Origin of the sequence: Luteimonas sp. J29 (genome assembly GCF_000472505.1) — a bacterium.
In the GTDB taxonomy this organism is placed as follows: domain Bacteria; phylum Pseudomonadota; class Gammaproteobacteria; order Xanthomonadales; family Xanthomonadaceae; genus Luteimonas.
On the sequence record NZ_AWZR01000002.1, the window covers coordinates 66,596 to 86,288 of the forward strand.

At 72.7% G+C, this 19,693-nt stretch carries 18 protein-coding genes; 7 read left to right on the forward strand and 11 right to left on the reverse strand.

Going from position 1 to position 19,693, the window contains the following annotated elements; translation table 11 throughout:
- Positions 1–71: 71 nt before the first annotated feature.
- The 5 genes from rsfS to leuS are packed head-to-tail and all read right to left on the reverse strand — an operon-like array spanning position 72 to position 5,624.
- The gene (gene rsfS, locus LUTJ29_RS0103195; RefSeq protein ID WP_027071283.1) at positions 72–485 is read right to left on the reverse strand and encodes a ribosome silencing factor; all 414 of its coding nucleotides are present in this window, start codon (positions 483–485) and stop codon (positions 72–74) included.
- Between the two features lie 46 nt (positions 486–531).
- Entirely contained in the window at positions 532–1,236 is a 705-nt protein-coding gene (nadD, locus tag LUTJ29_RS0103200; protein ID WP_144774229.1) for a nicotinate-nucleotide adenylyltransferase, read from the reverse strand.
- Positions 1,237–1,246: 10 nt separating this feature from the next.
- Entirely contained in the window at positions 1,247–2,290 is a 1,044-nt protein-coding gene (gene holA, locus LUTJ29_RS0103205) for a DNA polymerase III subunit delta (RefSeq protein ID WP_027071285.1), read from the reverse strand.
- 13 nt (positions 2,291–2,303) lie between these two features.
- Positions 2,304–2,813 (reverse strand): LPS assembly lipoprotein LptE, encoded by a 510-nt coding sequence (gene lptE, locus LUTJ29_RS15945; protein WP_051322654.1) that lies wholly within the window; start codon positions 2,811–2,813, stop codon positions 2,304–2,306.
- 54 nt (positions 2,814–2,867) lie between these two features.
- On the reverse strand, positions 2,868–5,624 hold the full coding sequence (gene leuS / locus LUTJ29_RS0103215) for a leucine--tRNA ligase (protein WP_027071286.1): 2,757 nt from the start codon (positions 5,622–5,624) through the stop codon (positions 2,868–2,870).
- A gap of 135 nt (positions 5,625–5,759) precedes the next feature.
- Between leuS and LUTJ29_RS0103220 the strand changes: the two genes are divergently transcribed.
- Both LUTJ29_RS0103220 and LUTJ29_RS0103225 read left to right on the forward strand, forming a co-directional pair.
- A complete protein-coding gene (locus LUTJ29_RS0103220) occupies positions 5,760–7,043 on the forward strand; it encodes an amidohydrolase family protein (RefSeq protein WP_027071287.1) in 1,284 nt (427 codons plus the stop codon).
- A 25-nt stretch (positions 7,044–7,068) separates the two neighbouring features.
- Positions 7,069–7,320: a SemiSWEET transporter gene (locus tag LUTJ29_RS0103225; RefSeq protein WP_027071288.1), complete on the forward strand. Its 252-nt coding sequence runs from the start codon at positions 7,069–7,071 to the stop codon at positions 7,318–7,320.
- A gap of 164 nt (positions 7,321–7,484) precedes the next feature.
- On the opposite strand, the gene LUTJ29_RS19095 is transcribed toward LUTJ29_RS0103225, so the two are convergent.
- On the reverse strand, positions 7,485–7,736 hold the full coding sequence (locus tag LUTJ29_RS19095; protein WP_051322655.1) for a helix-turn-helix transcriptional regulator: 252 nt from the start codon (positions 7,734–7,736) through the stop codon (positions 7,485–7,487).
- Between the two features lie 108 nt (positions 7,737–7,844).
- Here LUTJ29_RS19095 and trxA point away from each other — a divergent pair, with 108 nt between their 5' ends.
- From trxA to LUTJ29_RS0103255, 5 genes are all read left to right on the forward strand, one after another.
- A complete protein-coding gene (trxA, locus tag LUTJ29_RS0103235) occupies positions 7,845–8,714 on the forward strand; it encodes a thioredoxin (RefSeq protein WP_027071290.1) in 870 nt (289 codons plus the stop codon).
- An 86-nt stretch (positions 8,715–8,800) separates the two neighbouring features.
- Positions 8,801–9,253, forward strand: coding sequence for a DUF4442 domain-containing protein (locus LUTJ29_RS0103240; RefSeq protein ID WP_027071291.1), 453 nt, complete (start codon positions 8,801–8,803; stop codon positions 9,251–9,253).
- 75 nt (positions 9,254–9,328) lie between these two features.
- A complete protein-coding gene (locus tag LUTJ29_RS17985; protein WP_186441939.1) occupies positions 9,329–11,350 on the forward strand; it encodes a bifunctional serine/threonine-protein kinase/formylglycine-generating enzyme family protein in 2,022 nt (673 codons plus the stop codon).
- Between the two features lie 27 nt (positions 11,351–11,377).
- Positions 11,378–12,064: a DUF502 domain-containing protein gene (locus LUTJ29_RS15955; protein ID WP_051322657.1), complete on the forward strand. Its 687-nt coding sequence runs from the start codon at positions 11,378–11,380 to the stop codon at positions 12,062–12,064.
- A complete protein-coding gene (locus LUTJ29_RS0103255; protein WP_027071292.1) occupies positions 12,061–12,837 on the forward strand; it encodes a queuosine precursor transporter in 777 nt (258 codons plus the stop codon). The genes LUTJ29_RS15955 and LUTJ29_RS0103255 overlap by 4 nt, the downstream gene beginning before the upstream one ends.
- 105 nt (positions 12,838–12,942) lie before the next feature.
- On the opposite strand, the gene LUTJ29_RS15960 is transcribed toward LUTJ29_RS0103255, so the two are convergent.
- The 5 genes from LUTJ29_RS15960 to LUTJ29_RS0103280 all read right to left on the reverse strand — a co-directional run bounded on the left by LUTJ29_RS15960 (position 12,943) and on the right by LUTJ29_RS0103280 (position 19,687).
- Positions 12,943–15,495 (reverse strand): TonB-dependent receptor, encoded by a 2,553-nt coding sequence (locus LUTJ29_RS15960; protein WP_084524598.1) that lies wholly within the window; start codon positions 15,493–15,495, stop codon positions 12,943–12,945.
- Between the two features lie 188 nt (positions 15,496–15,683).
- The gene (locus tag LUTJ29_RS0103265) at positions 15,684–16,799 is read right to left on the reverse strand and encodes an acyl-CoA dehydrogenase (protein WP_027071293.1); all 1,116 of its coding nucleotides are present in this window, start codon (positions 16,797–16,799) and stop codon (positions 15,684–15,686) included.
- 12 nt (positions 16,800–16,811) lie between these two features.
- Positions 16,812–17,975 carry an acyl-CoA dehydrogenase family protein gene (locus LUTJ29_RS0103270; protein WP_027071294.1) on the reverse strand — a complete coding sequence of 388 codons (1,164 nt, stop codon included), beginning with the start codon at positions 17,973–17,975 and terminating at the stop codon, positions 16,812–16,814.
- A gap of 15 nt (positions 17,976–17,990) precedes the next feature.
- Complete coding sequence (locus LUTJ29_RS0103275) at positions 17,991–18,908, reverse strand: SDR family NAD(P)-dependent oxidoreductase (RefSeq protein WP_198012650.1); 918 nt, start codon at positions 18,906–18,908, stop codon at positions 17,991–17,993.
- Complete coding sequence (locus tag LUTJ29_RS0103280; protein WP_027071296.1) at positions 18,905–19,687, reverse strand: SDR family oxidoreductase; 783 nt, start codon at positions 19,685–19,687, stop codon at positions 18,905–18,907. The genes LUTJ29_RS0103275 and LUTJ29_RS0103280 overlap by 4 nt, the downstream gene beginning before the upstream one ends.
- Positions 19,688–19,693 lie beyond the last annotated feature (6 nt).

Below are 19,693 nucleotides of genomic sequence, written 5' to 3' on the forward strand. Positions count from 1 at the left end.
CGGCGCGGGCCGCGCGCGATCGACGGGGTCCAGGGGGAAACGGGCGTGACAGGCCGGGGCCGCCACGCGCCTCACGCCCCGTCGGCGTCGCCCGCGTCCGCCGGCGGCTGGTCGCCCACCGTCCACAGCCGCTCGAGCGCGTAGAACTCGCGCACCCGCGGCAGCATGACGTGGACCACGACGTCGCCCAGGTCGACCAGCACCCACTCGGCCTCGCGCTCGCCCTCCACGCCCAGCGGCTGGCAGTCGAGCTGCTTGGCGTGGCGGACCACCTCGTCGGCGATCGACTTCACGTGCCGGGTCGAAGTGCCCGACGCGATCACCATGTAGTCGCAGACGCTGGTCCTGCCGCGGACGTCGATCTCGGTGACGTCCTTGGCCTTGAGTTCGTCCACCGCGGCATGGATCGCCTTGAGCAGCACGTCGGCGGCCGGCGGCGGACTGGGGAGACGGGTCTTGATGACGTGCGCGGAGGAACTGGTCAAAGGACGAGGGCTCTGGAGGCTGGGGGCGATTATAGCGGGGGGGCGGTCACGGGGCCGTCACGCCGTACAGGCCGTGGCGGAGGATGTGGCCGGCGACGGCGGCGGGGACCAGCGCGCGCCAGTCCCCGCCGCTGGCGATGGCGTCGCGCACCGCGGTGGCCGAGCCCGGATGCAGCGGCTGGCGCAGGCGCAGCACGCGGCCGGCCGGGGACCGGTGCAGGTCGCCCGGCTCGGTGGTCCAGCGCCCGTCCAGCGCCTCGGCAAGGCCGGACGGCAGGCGCGCATCCAGGTCGCTGCCCTCCCGCTCGGCAACCACCAGGTGGGCGAGCCCGGGCAGCGCCTGCCATTCGTGCCAGGCCGGCAGGCCGAGCAGGCTGTCGGCGCCGACCAGCAGCGCGACCGGCGCGTCCGGCCCGAGTTCGCCGCGCAGCTCGCGCAGCGTGTCGACGCTGTAGCTGGGGCCGTCGCGGTGCAGCTCGCGCGCGTCCAGGCGCAGGCCCGGTTCGCCCGCCACGGCCAGCGCGACCATGCGCGCGCGGTGCGCGGCGTCCGCGCCGGGTGGCGCGCGGTGCGGCGGATCGGCGGCGGGGGTGAGGTGGACGGTGGCGCCCAGCGCGTCGCGCGCGGCCCGCGCGATCGCCAGGTGGCCGAGATGGACCGGATCGAAGGTGCCGCCGTAGACCAGATGCAGGCCGGTGTCGGCCGGATCGCGCCCGGCGGACCGCGATGCCTCCCTGGGCTGGCCCTCGATGCCCACGGCGTCAGGCCAGCAGCGCCGCCGCTTTCGGCTCGGCCACGGCGACCAGCAGCCGCTCCAGGGCCAGCCAGGCGTCCGCCGGCTCCTCGCCGGGCCGTTCACGGCCCTTGGCGATGCGGTCCACGCCGCCGGCCATGGCCACGAAGCGTTCCCAGCGCGGGGCCGGGTGCCGGCCGAGCGCACGCCGGTACACGGCCTGCTTGGAGTCCCACACCCGCTGCGCCCTGAACTCGGCGGCGAGGTTGCCGCCGCGCGCCTGCACCCGGGCCAGCGCCGCGACCCGGTTGAGCTCCATCACCACCATGCCCATCAGCGCCGGCACCGCCTCGCCCTCCGCGCGCAGGCCGGCGAGCATGCGCGTGGCCTGGGCGGCGTTCCCGTTCAGCGCGGCGTCGACCAGGCGGAACACGTCGTAGCGGGCGGCGTCGGCGACCAGCGATTCCATCCTCGCGGCGTCGAGCGGCGTGCCGTCGGCCAGCAGGGCCAGCTTGTCGACTTCCTGCGCCGCGGCCAGCAGGTTGCCCTGCACCCGCTCGGCCAGGCGCTGCACGGCGCCGTGGTCGGCGCGCACGCCGCGCTGGCGCAGGCGCGATTCGAGCCAGCGCTCGAGTTCGTGTGGACGCACCAGCGGCGCGTGCACGAAGTGGCCGGCGCGGGCGATCGCCTCGCTCCACTTGCCGCCGTGCTTCTGGCTCCAGTCGCCGGCGGTGACCAGCAGCACGATGCCCTCGGGCGGCTGCGCGCAGTAGGTGGACAGCACCTCGGCGCCTTCCTTGCCCGGCCGCCCCCCCGGCAGGCGCAGTTCCAGCAGGCGCTGCGGCGAGAACAGGCTCGGGGCGCGGAAGCTCGCTTCCAGCGCGTTCCAGTCGAAGTCGCGGCCGTCGGCGTCGAATACCTCGCGCTCGCCGTAGCCGCTGGCGCGGGCATGGGCGCGGATCGCATCCGCCGCTTCCAGCACCAGCAGCGGCTCGGGCCCGGCGACCAGGTAGACCGGGCGCAGCGGCTCGGAGGCGAGCTGGGCGGCGAGGCGGTCGGGCTTCAGTTCCATCCGCCCGCCCTGCTCAACGGGCGCTGCGCAGCTCGCGCGTGGCCGCGTCGATCCGGCGCAGGATCGCCGCGGTCATTTCGCGCTGCATCTCGCGTCCGAGCAATTCGGTCTCGGTGTCGGTGCCGGTAGCGTCGGTCGGGACCGAGATGTAGTCGCGCGACATCTCCACCGCCTGCTGCGGCACGATCTCGTCGCCATTGGCGTCGACCAGGGCGAACACCACCGCGTAGCGCAGCGTGTACTCCTGGGCGCGACCGAACTGGTCCAGGCTCAGCGGCGTCGACGCCCAGCGCTCGGAACGCAGCGCCAGCGTGGCCACGCGTTCCTTCGCACGGGCATCGACCACCCGCGCGCCGGCGCGCTCGAGCGCGCTCTCGAGCGAGCGCGCCAGCGGGCTGTAGGGATCGCGTGCGGTGACCTTGATCGTGTCGACGCCATCGGGCAGCACCAGCGCGTCGCGCAGATGGAAGCCGCAGGCGGACAGCGCGAAGGCGAGCAGCAGGGCGGTCAGGAGGCGGGTCATGGGCGCAGTCTGGAGGAGCCCGATGGCGCCGGCAAGCGCGCCCGGGCAGCGCGTTCAGCCGGCGACGACATTGACGATCTTGCCCGGGACCACGATCACCTTGCGCACCGACAGGCCCTTGAGGAAGGCCTGCACGTTCGGCTCGGCCAGGGCCTGGGCCTCGATCGCCTCCCGGGTCGCGTCCACCGCCACCTCGATGGTGCCGCGCAGCTTGCCGTTGACCTGCACCGCCAGCGTCACCGCGTCGCGCTGCAGCGCGGCCGGGTCGGGCTGCGGGAACGGCACGTCCTCGAGCAGGGTCTCCGGGTGGCCCAGCACCTGCCACAGGGCGTGGCTGGCGTGCGGGGTGATCGGGTTGAGCAGCAGCACCATCGCCTCGAACACCTCCTGGCGCAGGGCGCGGCCGTTGCCGGAATCGTCGTCGAACCTGGCCACCGCGTTGAGCAGTTCCATCACCGCCGCGATCGCGGTGTTGAACGCGTGGCGGCGGCCGTAGTCGTCGCCGACCTTCTGGATCGTCTCGTGCAGCTGGCGGCGCAGGGCCTTCTGCGCCGGCGTGGCCGCGGCCGGGTCGAACGCCCCGGCCGGCCCGCCCTCGGCGTGGCGGTGTACCTGGGTCCACAGCCGGCGCAGGAACCGGGCCATGCCCTCGACGCCGGCCTCGTTCCATTCCAGCGACAGCTCCGGCGGCGAGGCGAACATCGAGAACAGGCGCACGATGTCGGCGCCGTAGCGGTCGATCATCGCCTGCGGGTCGACGCCGTTGTTCTTCGACTTCGACATCTTCTCGACGCCGCCGATCATCACCGGGTGGCCGTCGGACTTGAGCTTCGCCCCGACCACGCGGCCCTTCTCGTCGCGCTCGACCTCGACGTCGGCCGGGTTGAACCATTCGCGCGACCCGTTCGGGTGCTCGCGGTAGTAGGTCTCGGCGATCACCATGCCCTGGGTGAGCAGGCGCGTGGCCGGCTCGTCGCTGTCCACCAGCCCTTCGTCGCGCAGGAGCTTGTGGTAGAAGCGGAAGTACAGCAGGTGCAGGATCGCGTGCTCGATGCCGCCGATGTACTGGTCCACCGGGGTCCAGTACCTGGCCCGCTCGTCGACCATGTCGGCGGCGCCCGGCGAGGTGTAGCGCGCGTAGTACCAGCTCGACTCCATGAAGGTGTCGAAGGTGTCGGTCTCGCGCTCGGCCGGCTTGCCGCACTCCGGGCAGGTGGTCTTGCGCCACCCCGGGTCGGCCTTGATCGGCGAGTGGACGACGCCGGGGTTGGCGAAGGCGTCGGCGACGTCCTCGGGCAGCACCACAGGCAGCTGGTCCTCGGGCACCGGCACCGCGCCGCAGTCGGGGCAATAGATCACCGGGATCGGGCAACCCCAGTAGCGCTGGCGGCTCACGCCCCAGTCGCGCAGGCGGAAATTGACCTTGCGCCGGCCGGTGCCCGCGGCCTCGAAGCGCTCGGCCAGGGCGTTGAACACGGCATCGAAGTCCATGCCGTTGTACTCGCCCGAATTGATCAGGAAGCCGCGTTCGGTGAAGGCCTCGCGCTGTTCGATGCCGTCGAGGTACTCGCGCACCACGGCGACCGCGGCGTCGATCTCGACCACGTCGATCGGGCCGTGCCCGCCCAGCGCCACGGACATCGGGTCGTCGACGTCGGCCACGTGCGAGGCGATCTCGGCCAGCGCGTCGCGCACCGCCGCCGGCACCACCACCGGGCGCACCGGCAGGCCGTAGGCCTTGGCGAACTCCCAGTCGCGCTGGTCGTGCGCCGGCACCGCCATCACCGCGCCGGTGCCGTAGCCCATCAGCACGAAGTTGGCGACGTAGATCGGCACGTCCTCGCCGGTGACGGGGTGGATCGCCCACTGGCCGGTGGCCATGCCGCGCTTTTCCTGGGTCTCCAGGTCGGCCTCGGACACGCCGCCGCGCTTGAGCTCGTCGAGGAACGCGGCCAGTTCGGGGTTGTCCTTCGCCGCCTTGAGCGCCAGCGGGTGCTCGCCCGCGATCGAGATGAAGGTCACGCCCATGAGCGTGTCCGGGCGCGTGGTGTAGACGGTGAGCGGCTCGTCCTCGCCGTCCACGCGGAACTGGATCTCCAGGCCCTCGCTGCGGCCGATCCAGTTGCGCTGCATGGTCTTGACCGACTCCGGCCAGCCCTCGAGCGTGTCCAGGCCGTCGAGCAGTTCCTGGGCGTAGTCGGTGATGCGCAGGAACCACTGTGGGATCTCGCGCTTCTCCACCAGCGCGCCCGAGCGCCAGCCGCGGCCGTCGATGACCTGTTCGTTGGCCAGCACGGTCTGGTCGACCGGGTCCCAGTTCACCACCGAGTTCCGGCGGTAGGCCAGGCCCTTCTTCATCAGGCGCACGAACATGCGCTGCTCGTGCACGTAGTAGTCCGGCGAGCAGGTGGCGAATTCGCGCGACCAGTCGATCGCGTAGCCCAGCGACTTGAGCTGAGCGCGCATGTGGTCGATGTTGGCGTAGGTCCACTTCGCCGGCGCGGTGCCGTTCTTGATCGCCGCGTTCTCGGCCGGCAGGCCGAACGCGTCCCAGCCCATCGGCTGCAGCACGTTCTTGCCGGTCATGCGCTGGTAGCGGCTGATCACGTCGCCGATGGTGTAGTTGCGCACGTGTCCCATGTGCAGCGCGCCCGACGGGTACGGCAGCATCGACAGGCAGAAGAACTTCGGCCGGTCCGGCCGCTCGACCACCTCGTAGGCGCGGGTGGTCTCCCAGAACCGGCGCGCCGCGGCCTCGACCCGGGCTGGCTGGTAGGCGGCGGAATCGGGACTGGCGGGATCCTGGGACACGGCGTCGGTACGGCAGCGAGGGGACCGGCAAGCCTACCCTAGCGGGCAGGCGCCGTCATGCGCCGGCGGGCCGGGCGCGGCGCGGCGCGGCGGTGTGGTTCAATCGGCCACCACCGTCACCACCCGCTGCCGACCATGCGCCGTCTGCCCTGCCTTGCCCTGCTCGCCTGCGTCGCCCCGGCCCTCGCCGCCGATCCCGTCACCCTGCACTGCGAGCGCCTGTTCGACGCCCGCGCGGGCCGGATGCTGGGCGCGCACACGATCACGGTCGAGGACGGCCGCATCCGCTCGGTGCAGCCGGGCCGGATCGCGCCCGCGGACGGCGGCCAGGCCATCGACCTGCCCGGCCGCACCTGCCTGCCTGGCTGGACCGACCTGCACGTGCACCTGGGCAGCCAGTCGGGTCCGCAGAGCTATTCCGAGGGGTTCCGGCTCGATCCGGTCGACTACGCCTTCCGCGCCGTCGGCTACGCCGGCAAGACCCTGCGCGCCGGCTTCACCAGCGTGCGCGACCTCGGCGGCGAGGTCGCCCCGCACCTGCGCGACGCGATCAACCAGGGGCTGGTGGAGGGGCCGCGGATCTTCGCCGCCGGCAAGTCGATCGCCACCACCGGCGGCCACGCCGATCCCACCAACGGCTGGAACTCGATGCTCTCGCACCTGGTCGGCCCGCCGGGGCCGACCGAAGGCGTGATCAATTCGGTCGACGACGCGCGCCAGGCCGTGCGCCAGCGCTACAAGGACGGCAGCGACGTCATCAAGATCACCGCCACCGGCGGCGTGCTGAGCTACGCGAAGTCAGGCGACGCGCCGCAGTTCACCATCGACGAGATCCGCGCGGTGGTCGAGACCGCGAAGGACTACGGCTACACCGTCGCCGCCCACGCCCATGGCGAGGAAGGCATGAGGCGCGCGGTGGTGGCCGGCGTCACCAGCATCGAGCACGGTACCCACATGAGCGACGAGGTCATCCGGCTCATGAAGCAGCACGGCACCTGGTACGTGCCGACCATCTACGCCGGGCGCTTCGTCGCCGACAAGGCGAAGGAACCGGGCTACTTCCCCGAGATCGTGCGGCCCAAGGCGGCCGCCATCGGCGCGCGCATCCAGGAGACCGCCGGCCGCGCCTGGAAGGCGGGCGTGAAGATCGCCTTCGGCACCGACCAGGGCGTCGGCCCGCACGGCGACAACGCACGCGAATTCATCTACATGGTCGAGGCCGGGATCCCGGCGGCCTATGCGCTGCAGGCGGCGACGATCCACGCGGCCAGCGTGCTCGGCGTCGACGACCAGGGCGTGCTCGAGGCCGGCAAGCGCGCCGACATCATCGCCCTGCCCGGCGACCCGGTGGCCGACATCAACGCAGTACTCGGCGTGGACTTCGTGATGAAGGACGGGCGCGTGTACGCGCAGCCATGAGGCCCGGGGCCGCGCGGGAGCAGCGATGAACCTGGAGTGGCTGGGCTACCTGGCGGCCGTGCTCACCACGCTGGCATTCGTGCCGCAGGCGGTGAAGACGATCCGCAGCCGCGACACCAGCGGCATCTCGCTCGGGATGTACGTGGTGTTCATCGTCGGCATCGTGTGCTGGTTCTGCTACGGGATCGTGCTCGGCTCCTGGCCGATGATCCTGGCCAACGCGGTGACGTTCGTGCTCGCGGCGGTGATCCTCGCGCTCAAGCTGCGCCACGGCTAGCGGCGGGGTCGCAGCTGCCGCCAGCGGCCCGGCGGCCGGCCACGTCCAGCCGAACCGGGCGCGAACCCAAGCCGGCGAGCAGCCGGGCAGCGCGGCGCCGACGCCCACGGCCGCGACCAGCGCGGTGGCGCCGGCCGCGCCGGCCAGGACGCGGTCGGGACGCATCACCGGCCCTCCCAGCGGAACACGTCCTCGATCCCGGCGCCGAGGGCGCGGGCGATCCGGAACGCCAGTTCCAGCGACGGTGCGTAGCGCGCCGCCTCGAGCGCGATGATCGTCTGCCGCGTCGCCCCGCAGGCATCGGCCAGCGCCTGCTGGGTCATGCCGCGTTCCGTGCGCAGGCGGCGGATCGCGTTCGCGACCGGCGTGCGGGCCGGAGGCGAGGCGACCGGCACGCGGATGCTGGCGGGGCTCATGTAAAACGGATGTTACATCCGGGCCCCGCGGCGTCAACTTTTCCCGGCTCCGGCTTGGAATCCCGGAGCGCTGCCGCCATCCTGCCCTCCCCCGCACCGGAACCGCCCATGACCGCCGACGCCGCCAAGCACGTCTTCGACGCCACGACCGCCAGCTTCGAGGCGGAAGTCCTGCGCAAGTCGCTGGAGGTGCCGGTCCTGGTGGATTTCTGGGCCGAATGGTGCGGCCCGTGCCGGACCCTCGGCCCGATCCTGGAAAAGCTCGCCGGCCAGTACAACGGCGCCTTCCTGCTGGCCAAGGTCGACACCGAGCGCGAGCCGCAGATCGCCGCCGCGTTCCAGATCCGCTCGATCCCGACCGTGTTCCTGGTCAAGGGCGGGCAGCTGGTCGACGGCTTCCAGGGCGCGCTGCCGGAAGGCCAGCTGCGCGAGTTCCTGCGCCACCACGGCATCGAGCCGGCCGAGGGCGGCGGCGACGCCGCGGAGGCGGAGCCCGTACCGCTCGATCCGGCGGCCGAGGTCGCGCGCCTGCGCGCGGCGGTCGAAGCCGAGCCCGACAAGGACGAACTCAAGCTCGACCTCGCCCTGGCCCTGCTCCAGACCGGCGCGGCGCAGGAGGCCGAACGCCTGCTCGACGCGCTGCCCGCCAACCTCGCCACCGACGACCGCGCGGTGAAGGCGCGCGCGCGTCTGGGCTTCGCCGCCCTGCTCGCCGACGCGCCGCCGCCGGCCGAGCTCGAGGCCGCGGTCGCCGCCGACCCGGGCGACCTGCGCGCGCGCCACCTGCTGGGCGTGCACCGGATCGTCGCCGGCGACGCCGAGGCCGGGCTGGAGCAGTTCATCGAGATGCTGCAGCGCGACCGCGCCTTCGGCGACGGACTGCCGCGCAAGGCCCTGATCGACGCGTTCCAGATCATCGACGACGCCGGGCTGGTCGGCCGCTACCGGCGCCGGATGGCGTCGCTGCTGCTGGTCTGAGCCCGCGCCGGGCGCGGCGGGGCCTGGCCATACCAGAGCGTATGGTAAGCTGCGGCGATGCCGTCGCAGCTCCCTTCCTCCCGCGCATGACGCGTTATCCCAGGCTGTTCCGCCACCTGTTCAACCTGTGGCCGCCGTTCGTGGCGGCCGGGATCCACATCACCCACCTCTCGCCCGACTGGCGCCGGGCCAGGGTCGAGCTGCGCCTGCGGCCGTGGAACCGCAACTACGTCGGCACCCACTTCGGCGGCAGCCTGTTCGCCATGACCGACCCGTTCCACATGTTCCTGACGTTGCAGTCGCTGGGACGCGACTACATTGTCTGGGACCGGGCGGCGGAGATCGAGTTCGTCAAGCCCGGCCGGGGCGTGGTCGCGGCCGAGTTCCACCTCGACGACGACACCCTGGAGCGCATGCGTGCCGCGACCGCCGATGGCGACAAGTACCTGCACTGGTTCGAGGTCGAGGTGCGCGACCGCGACGGCGACGTGGTCGCGCGCGTTCGCAAGCAGCTGTACGTGCGCCGCAAGCGGCGCTGACCCGCGCCGCCACGGGCGGATTCATCCGGCCCGGCGCCGCCGCTGTGTATGCTCCCCCGGCGACAGGGGGAATCGATGACGGATTGGCCAACCCAGCCGGTGCGAGGACCGCTGCCCGAGGTACCGGGCTACCGCGTGGCGCGCGTGGTTGGCGAGGGCGGCATGTCGACCGTGTACCTGGGCACCCAGCTGTCGCTTGGGCGCGAGGTCGCGATCAAGGTGATGCGCCCTGAGGCGCTGGCCGACGAGGTGGCGCGGCGCCGGTTCGAGAACGAGGCGCGCACCATCGCGCGCCTGGAACATCCGCACATCGTCGGCATCCACGAGGTCGGGCGCACCGCCGACGGACTGCCCTGGTACGCGATGCCCTGGCTGCCGCGCGGCCACGTCGGCCAGCGCGACCTCACCGGCGACCCGCAGCGGGTGCGCGAGATCCTGCGCGCGCTGCTCTCGGCGCTGTCCTACGCGCATGCGCGCGGCGTCGTCCACCGCGACGTCAAGGCCGAGAACGTGCTGTTCGACGAAGCCGACCGACCGCTCCTGGCCGACTTCGGCATCGCCCTGCGCCGCGGCCACGGCACCCGGGTCACGATGACCGGACTGGCGGTGGGCAGCACCGCGTACATGGCGCCGGAGCAGGCGCGCGGCGAACAGGTCGACCATCGCGCCGACCTCTACAGCGTGGGCGTGCTGGCCTGGGAAATGCTCGTCGGCGAGCTTCCCTACAAGGCCGACGACGCGCTGTCGATGGCGATCCAGCACGCGCAGAACCCGATCCCGAGGCTGCCGCCTTCGCTGCGCCACTGGCAGCGCTTCTTCGACCGTGCGCTGGCCAAGTCGCCGCGCAAGCGCTTCGCCGACGCGGCGCAGATGCTCGAGGCGCTCGAGCGCGTGCCGCAGGGCGGACCGGGCCGCGCCGCGCCCGCACGGCTGCTGGCGGCCGCGAACGGGTGGCTGCGCCGCGCGCCGGCCACGGCCTGGGTGCTGCTGGGGCTGGCGGTCGCCGCCGCGCTCGGCCTGGGCCTGCACCACGTCCGCACGCCCGGCACGTCGACCCCGTCGCCGCAGGCCGCGACCGGTGCACCGCCGGCGTCGCCGCTTCCGCCGGCGGCCGCGGTGGCGGGCCTGGCCGAGCCGGCGATGGATGCCGCCGCGCCGCTCTCGGACGCCGACCGCTGGCTGGAGCAGGCGCGCCTGCAGCTCGAGGACGGGCGCCTGTCGCTGCCGCCCGGCGAGAACGCCACCCACAGCGTGGTCGAGGCGGCGCGCGCCGACCCCGCGCATCCGCAGCTCGCCGCCACCGCCGCCGACGTGATGCGCGCCCTGGCCGAGGCGACGGCCAGGGCGGTGGCGTCCGACCAGGACATCGACCCGCTCCTTGCCGCCGCCGCGCGCCTGCACGAGAGCGGCGCCGGGGGCGACGCGGCCCACGCCGCGTGGCGCGAACGCGTCGAGGCCGCGATGCGGGCGAGGATCGGCGCGGCGGCAACGAAGGTCGACCGCGAGTCGGCGCTGCGCGCGGTGCAGCGGGCCCGGGACGCGCGCCTGCCCACCGCCGCGGTGGCGCGGCTCGAGGCGCTGGCCGCGAAGATTCCCGACCTGCAGGGCCGCGACCCCGGCAACCTGGACGGCATGCAGCTGCTCGAGGGCACCGCGCGCCCGCTCGCCGCGTTCCGGCGCCCGGTCTCGCGCGCCGAGTACGAACGGTTCGCCAACGCCACCGGCCGCACCGCCACGCTGTGCCGCGAGCGCGCCTCGCTGCTGCGCATGGTGTCGCCGCGCGACTGGATGCGGCCGGGGTTCGAACAGTCCGCGGGCGACCCGGTGGTGTGCGTGTCGGTGGCCGACGCCGAGGCCTATGCGCAGTGGCTGGGCCGGCGCGACGGCCACCGCTACCGGCTTCCGACCGTGGCCGAGGCCGCACGCCTGCCGCCGGCGGCAGGGCGCGCGTTCTCGGAATGGCGCGCCGACTGCGGCAGCGACTGCGGCCAGCGCCGCGCCGTCGGCGCCAGCTGGCGCACCGAGGATTCGGCCCGGCTGCTCGACGCCGGGCGCGGCTACGACGACGTGGCGTTCCGCCTGGTGCGCGAGCTGTAGGCCTGCCGGACCGGTAAGATCCGGGACATGTCCCATCCCCCGACCCCGGCGCAGCGCCTGCAGCGCCTGTTCCTCACCGGACTGCTCACCCTGCTGCCGATCTGGCTCACCTGGGTGGTGGTGAAGTTCGTCTTCGTGCTGCTGTCGGACATCAGCCGGCCCTGGGTCGCGCCGCTGTCGCAGCGCATCGCCGCCTGGGCGCCGGACACGCTCGGCTGGGTCAACGTCGCTTCGGTGCAGGCCACCATCGGCATGGTCGCCACCCTGGGGCTGATCCTGGCGGTGGGCTGGCTGGCGCGGCGGGTGGTCGGGCAGCGGCTGCTGCGCTGGCTCGAGGCCCTGGTCGGGCGCATCCCGCTGGCCAACATCATCTATTCGAGCGCGCGCAAGCTGCTCGACATCCTGCAGACCAAGCCCGACGGCACCCAGCGCGTGGTCCTGATCGACTTCCCCCACGACCAGATGAAGTCGGTCGGCTTCGTCACCCGCGTGATCCGCGAGTCGGGCACCGGCCGGGAACTGGCCGCGGTGTACGTGCCGACCACCCCCAACCCGACCTCGGGCTACCTCGAGATCGTGCCCGTGGAGAAGATCACGCCCACCGACTGGACCGTGGACCAGGCGATGAGCTTCATCATCAGCGGCGGCGCGGTGGCGCCGGACGACATCCCCTTCGCCCCGCCGCCCGGGGGTGCGGAGCCGCGCCCGGGATGAGCGCGCGCGGGCCGCTCGACGACCGCGCCACCCGCCTGTTCATCGCCCTGGCGGCGTTCTTCTGCGTCAACGCGGTGCTCGCGGAATTCATCGGGGTCAAGATCTTCGCGCTCGAGGACACCCTGGGCATCGCGCCGCTGGAGTGGAACCTGTTCGGGCAGGCCGGCTCGCTCAGCTTCACCGCCGGCACGCTGCTGTGGCCGGTGGTGTTCGTGTTCACCGACGTGATCAACGAGTACTTCGGCCGCCGCGGCGTGACCATGATCTCGTGGATCGCGGTGGGGCTGATCGTGTACGGCTTCGTGTTCGCCTTCATCGCGATCGCGCTGGCACCGGCCGGTTGGTGGGTGGAAGCGGCCCGGCCGCAGGGCGTGCCCGACTACCAGGCAGCGTTCGCCGCGGTGTTCGGCCAGGGACTGTGGACGATCGCCGGCTCGGTGGTCGCGTTCCTGGTCGGCCAGCTGATCGACGTGTCCGTGTTCCACCGCATCCGGCGCGCCACCGGCGAACGCATGGTCTGGCTGCGCGCGACCGGCTCGACCGCGGTCTCGCAGCTGGTGGACAGCTTCGTGGTGATCTGGATCGCGTTCGTGCTCGGTCCGCAGCAGTGGCCGACCTCGCTGTTCCTGGCGGTGAGCAGCGTCAACTACGCCTGGAAGATGCTGGCCGCGATCGCGCTGATCCCGCTGCTGTACCTGATGCGCCGCGCCATCGCGGCCCACCTGGGGCCGGAACGCGCGCGGGAACTGCGCGCGGCCGCGGCCGGCGCCTGAGCGGCCGCCCTCCGGCCGGACCGCCCCGGCACCTCCGCACCGGAAACGGGTGCCGGGTGGGCGCGCGCGACACTCCAGGCGCGACGCACCCACCCGGACCCGGGCTCAGTACATGATGCGCAGGGTCACGCCGTAGGTCCGCGGCGCGCCGAGGAACGCGTTCCAGGAACCGGTCTGGATCGGCGCGTCGAAGCCCACCTGGCTGTAGGTTTCGTCGGTGAGGTTGCGGCCCCACAGCTCCACCGCCCAGCGCCGGTCGCGCGATCCGAGCACCACCCTCGCATCGACCACGGTGTAGGCATCCTGCAGCTTCTGCGGGTCGAGGTCGGATCCGGTGTTGTGTTCCCCGGTATAGCGCGCGCCGAGGTACACGCGCGCGAGCATGCGGTCCGCGACATCCCACTCGTAGGTCAGCGACGCGTTGGCCTGCCAGCGCGGCATGAAGCCCGGGGTGGCGCCGGGCAGCAGCACCAGGTCGGCGTCGGGCAGCAGGTCGTCGCCGAACTGCGCGTCGAGCCAGGTCGCGCCGCCCTGCACCGACAGGCCGTCGACCGGCGTCTGCCACATCAGGTCGAGGTCCAGGCCGCGGCTCTTGAGCTCCGGGATCGAGCGCACCACGTAGCTGGTGCCGAGGAAGCTGTTGAGCTGGAAGTCGGTGAAGGTCTGCTGGAACAGCGAGGCGTTGAGCAGGAGGTTGCCGCCGGCCAGGGTCGACTTCAGGCCCAGCTCGTAGCTGTCGACGAACTCGCCGGGGAACGAGGTGTCGTCGACCGGGGTGATACCCGCACCACCCGACGACAGGCCGTTGGACGACTGCACGCGGTCGAGGTTGAAGCCGCCGGCCTTGTAGCCGCGCGCCGCCGACACGTAGGTCATCAGCGCCTCGCTCCAGCGGTAGGACACCCGCAGCGACCCGGACCATTCCTTCTCGTCGCGCTCCTGCCAGGTGTCGCGGCCGTGGTGCATCACGTTGCTCCACGGCAGGCACATGTAGCCGATCACCGTCGGCACCAGGTCGGCGATGTAGGGCCCCGGCACGCCGCGGCCGGCCAGCGCCGCCCCGACCTGGGCCGGGTTGAGCAGGCCGTTGGCGCAGCCGATGCCGCCGTTGGGGTTGCTCAGCTGCGAACGCAGCTGCTTGCGCTCGTCGGTGTAGCGCGCGCCGATGGTGACGTCGAGCGCGTCGGTGGCGTGCCAGACGTTGTTGGTGAACAGCGCCATGCTGCGCGCGTTCTGCTCGAAATGGTCGTGGCTGCCGCCGCCGACGAAGGTGGTGCCGTAGGGCCGCCCGGCCGCCTGGGACAGGAACAGGAACGGGTTGCTGGTATCCACCAGCCCCGGCGGGAACGCCGCGGCGATGTTGCTCAGCAGCGCGATCGACAGGTAGGGCTCGTAGGCGCTGCCCATGGTGATGCTGTCGTTGCGCACCAGGTCCTCGTCCGCGTAGAAGGCGCCCACCATCCAGTCCACCTTGTCGGTCGAGCCGGTCAGGCGCAGCTCCTGGCTGAAGGTCTCGAAGCCGACGTCGTTCTCGCCGGCGCCGTAGTGGCGGACCCAGATCGGCGCCGTGGTGAAGTCGAGGTCGCCGGAGTTGAGGTTGATCCAGTCGCGCATCGCGGTGATCGAGGTCAGGGTGGCCTCGCCCAGCCACGGCGTGTCCCAGTCGACCTGTACCGACCAGCCCTTGTCCTCCACCGACTGGCGGGTGATGTCGTTGCTGTAGGCCAGGCGCCGCGAGGGATCCGGAACCGGGATGACGCCCTCGCCCCCGGCCAGCGCGTCGACAATGTCCGCGGTCGGTCCGCGCGTCGTGGTCACCGAGGCGCAGCATTCCTCGCTGCGGCTGGCGTAGTCGGCGATCATGCGGATGCGCAGGCCGTCGGTCGGCTCGAGCAGCAGCTGGCCGCGCAGGCCGTGGAAGTCGAGGTTGTTGTCCTCGCGGCTGGTGCGCGGCCCGGCGCCGGTCTCGACGTCGAGGAAACCGTCGCGCCAGCGCTTGACGCCGTAGAGGCTGAAGGCGGCGGTGTCGCTGAGCGCGTCGTTGTAGCTGGCCGAGACGCCGAACAGGCCGTAGTTGCCGGCGGTGACCTCGGCTTCGACGCTCTGGTTGTAGGACGGCGCCCGGGTGACCACGTTGACCAGGCCGGCCGAGGTGTTCTTGCCGAACACCGTGCCCTGCGGGCCCTTGAGCACTTCCACCCGCTCGACCGGGCCCAGGTCGCCGAAGCCGACGCCGTTGCGCGGCCGGTAGACGCCGTCGATCACCACGCCCACCGACGATTCCAGGCCCGGGTTGTCGCCGACCGTGCCGATGCCGCGCAGCCGCACCGTGGTCTGGCTTTCCGACGCGGTGCTGGTGACGCTCATCCCCGAGACCAGGTGCTGGAGCTCCTTGATGTCGCGCGCGCCGGCATCCTGCAGCAGCTGCTCGGGCAGCACGCTCAGGGTGATCGGCACGTCCTGCAGCGCCTCCTCGCGCTTCTGCGCGGTGACGATCAGGGTGTCGAGCGTGGACGCCCGCTCGCTGGATGCGGGTGGCGGGACCTGGCCGCCGTCCTCCTGCAAGGCGTCGTCCGCGAGCGCGGTCGTGGCGAAACCGCACAGCGCGAGCGCCACCGAGGCGGCGAGCAAATTGCGATGGATCGTGTTGCCGTTCATGGGTCTACCCTCCCGTAATCCTGCGTTGGGTCCTCGTCGGCCGCCGCCCCCTGCGGCGGCCCGGAAACCTCGAATGTGTCCCTGTCCTGCGTGCCGCTCCTTCCTCCCGCGTCCCCTGCGCACCCCGCTCCGTCCCGCTGGCCGCCCGTCCGCCGCATGCGCGCGACGCCAGGCGGCCGTCGTCCCGCCTACGCCGCCCCGGCCCGCGCGAGCGCCTGCAGCGCGTGCAGGTGCTCGTCGGTCGTGCCCATGCGCAGCTCGAACGCCAGCAGCCGCCGGAAGCAGTGGCTGACGTCGAGCTCGTCTGTCATGCCCATGCCGCCGTGCAGCTGGACCGACTCCTGGCCGACCCGGCGCGCCGCCTGGCCGACCACGACCTTGGCGCCCGAGACCGCCTCCCGGCGCGCGGCCGGATCGCCGCCCTCGCAGGCGGACGTGGCCAGGTAGGTCATCGAACGCGCCTGTTCGACCTGCATGTACATGTCGGCCATGCGGTGCTGCAGCGCCTGGAAGCGCCCGATCGGCGTGCCGAACTGGACCCGGTCGCGGGCGTACTGCACGGTCGTGGCCAGGGCGCGGTCGAGCACGCCCAGCGCATCGGCGCACAGCGCCGCGAGTCCCAGGTCGAGCGCCTCGTCGAGCGCCGCGGACGCCTCGCCGCCCAGCCGTGCGTCCGCCGGCAGGCGCAGGTCGAACTCGATATCGGCGGCGCGCTGGCCGTCGACCGTGCGCAGCGGCCGCAGCTGCACGCCCGCGGCCTCGCGCTCGACCAGGAACACGCCGGATCCGTCCTGCGTGCGCGCGCTCACCAGCAGCCAGCGCGCCATTGGCGCGTGGTACACGCGGGCCTTGCGTCCGCGCAGGCGCCAGCCGTCGCCATCGGCCTCGGCAGTGGTGGCGCGCGGCTCGAACCATCCGCCGTCCTCGTCGTGGGCCAGCACCGCGACCGCCTCGCCCGAGGCCAGCGCCCCGAGCAGCGTCGCGCGTTGCTCGCCCCGGGCCAGCAGCGAGACCACGCGCGTGGCCAGCACGGCGCTGGAGTGGAACGGTTCGAGCAGCAGGCCCGCGCCCGTCGCCTGCGACACCAGCATGGTGCCGACCGGTCCGGCACCGATGCCGCCGTCGGCCTCGTCGATGTCGAGCGCGAGCAGGCCGAGCTCGGCCAGCGCCCGCCAGGTCTCCGGCGACCAGCCCGCCTCGCTGGCGAGGATCCTCGCGCGGTGTTCGAGCGGGTAGTCGGACGCCAGGTAGCGCCGGATCGAGTCCTGCAGCATCTGCTGTTCTTCGGTGAAGGAGAAATCCATCGTGTCGTTGCCTCAGAGTTGCAGGACCATCTGCGCGATGATGTTGCGCTGGATCTCGTTGGATCCGCCGTAGATGCTCAGCTTGCGCAGGTTCATGTACTGGCCGACGGCGCGCGGCACGTCCTCGCCGTCGCCCTCGTATTCCAGCGCGCGCGCGCCCAGCGCCTCGACCTGCAGTTCGGTGATACGCTGCAGGATCTCGGTGCCGCGGATCTTGAGCATCGAGGCTTCCGGCCCCGGCGCCTGCTGGCGCGCCTCGGCGAAGATCACGCGCAGGTTGGTCACCTCCAGCGCGCGCAGCTCCAGCGCCACCTGGGCGATGCGCGCGGCGAACACGGGGTCCTCGGCCAGCGGCCGGCCGTCGCGCACGGCTTCGGCGGCCATGCGCCGCAGCCGCGCCAGCTCGCGCCGGCTGGCGCCGATGCCGGCGATGTTGGTGCGCTCGTGGCCGAGCAGGAACTTGGCGCAGGTCCAGCCCGCGTTCTCCTCGCCCACCAGGTTCCCGACCGGCACGCGCACGTTGTCGAAGAACACCTCGTTGACCTCGTACGTGCCGTCGAGCAGGCGCGTGGGCTGCAGGCGGATGCCGGGCGTGCGCATGTCGATCAGCAGGAAGCTGATGCCGCGCTGCGGCTTGGCGTCCGGGTCGGTGCGCACCAGGCAGAAGATCCAGTCGGCGTGCTGGCCGAGCGTGTTCCAGGCCTTCTGCCCGTTGACCACGTAGTGGTCGCCGTCGCGCTCGGCGCGGGTCTTGAGCGAGGCCAGGTCCGAGCCGCTGCCCGGCTCCGAGTAGCCCTGGCACCACCAGTCGCTGCCGTCGAGGATGCGCGGCAGGAAGCGCTGCTGCTGCTCCGGCGTGCCGTAGCGCATGATCACCGGCGCCACCATCTTCAGGCCGAACGGCAGCTGGATCGGCGCGTCGGCCGCGGCGCATTCGATCTCGAACAGGAACTGGCGGGTCTTGTCCCAGCCGGTGCCGCCGAACTCGCGCGGCCACATCACCGCGCCCCAGCCGTGCGCGTGCAGGATCTTCTGCCAGCGGCGGATGTCGTCGGCCACCTGGCTCTCGTCGCCGCGGCGCACGCGGCCCTGGATGTCGTCGGGGAGGTGGGCGGCGACGAAGGCGCGCACCTCGTCGCGGAATGCGAGTTCTTCGGGACTGAAGTTCAGGTCCATGGAGGCTCCGGTGGCTCAGGGCGCGTGCAGCGCGTCGAGGATCTGGCGCCGCAGCTGCGGCAGCGCGGCATAGGGATCGGGCGGCGGCGCGTGCGCGAGCAGGGCCTCGTGGCGCGCGCGCACGGCGTCGAGCGCCTGCGGGTGCGGCAGGATCCAGAAGCGGCGCTCGGCGATGGCCTCGAAGGTCAGCCGTGCGACGTCCGCGGCGGTGGTCTTCGCCGACGACACCACCTTGTCGACCAGCGCCTGGCCCACGGCGGCGGCGCGGGTGCGGGTGCGCACGGCACGCGGATCGCGGTTGCGGTCGGCCCGGGCGATCCCGGTGCCGACCCACGACGGGCACAGCACCGAGCAACCCACGCGGTCGCCGACCAGGGACAGGTCCTGGTACAACGTTTCCGACAGCGACACCACGGCGTGCTTGGCGACGTTGTACGGCCCGGTCAACGGCGGATCCACCAGCCCCGCGACCGAGGCGGTGTTGACCACGTGGCCGCGGTAGCCGGGATCGCCCGCCGCCGCCTCCAGCATGCGCGGAACGAAGGCGCGCACGCCGTGGATCGCGCCCCACAGGTTCACGCCGAGCACCCACTCCCAGTCCTGGACGCTGGCTTCCCAGACCATCCCGGTGGTGCCGACCCCGGCATTGTTGAACAGCAGGTGGACCGCGCCGAAGCGCGCCCAGGCGTCGTGCGCCAGGGTCTGCAGGGCGTGGCCATCGGCGACGTCCAGGCGTCGCTGCATCACCGTGGTGCCCCCCGCCTCGAGCGCGGCCGCGGTCTCGGCGAGCGCGTCTGCCTGCACGTCCACCAGCACCACCGCCATGCCGGCCCCGGCCGCCACCCGCGCGAACTCGCGGCCGAAGCCCGACCCGGCGCCGGTGATCACCGCCACCTTGCCGCGCAGGTCGCCCATGGCCATGGTCGCGCTCATACCGCCGTGTACCCGCCGTCGACGGCCAGCACCTGGCCGGTGATGTGCGCGCCGGCGTCGGAGGCGAACAGCAGCGCGGCGCCCTTGAGGTCCTCATCGCCGCCGAGCCGGCGCAGCGGCGCGTGGCCCATCAGCGCGTCCTCGCCCAGAGCGCCGATCACCCCCTGGCTCATCTTCGAGGGGAAGAATCCGGGCGCGATGGCATTGACGGTGATGCCGCGGCCGCCCCACTCCGCCGCCAGCGCGCGGGTCAGGTTGACCACCGCGCCCTTGGACGCGTTGTAGGCGGCGGTCTTGAGCAGGGCGCCGGCGTTGCCGCGCAGGCCCGCGACCGAGGCGATGTTGACGATGCGCCCGCTGCCGCGCGGCAGCATGGCCCGCCGCGCCACCTGCTGCGACAGCGCGAACAGGGCGCGCACGTTGAGGTTGAACACCTTGTCCCAGGCCTCGAGCGGGTAGTCCTCGGCCGGCGCGCCCCAGGTCGCCCCGGCGTTGTTGACCAGCACGTCGATGCCACCGAACGCGGCCAGCGTCGCCTCGACCAGAGCCTCCGCCGCGCCGTCCCCGGCCAGGTCCACAGCGCTGGCCTCGGCCCGGATGCCGCGGCCGCGCAGGTGCGCCAGCGCCTCGTCGAGCTCGTGCCGCTTGCGCGCGGCGATCATCACCGCGGCGCCGAAGTCGCCCAGCGCCTCGGCGATCTGCAGTCCGAGGCCGCGCGAGCCGCCGGTGACGAGTGCGGTGCGTCCGTCGAGATCGAACAGGTGGCGGTGGCCGGTCATGCTGCG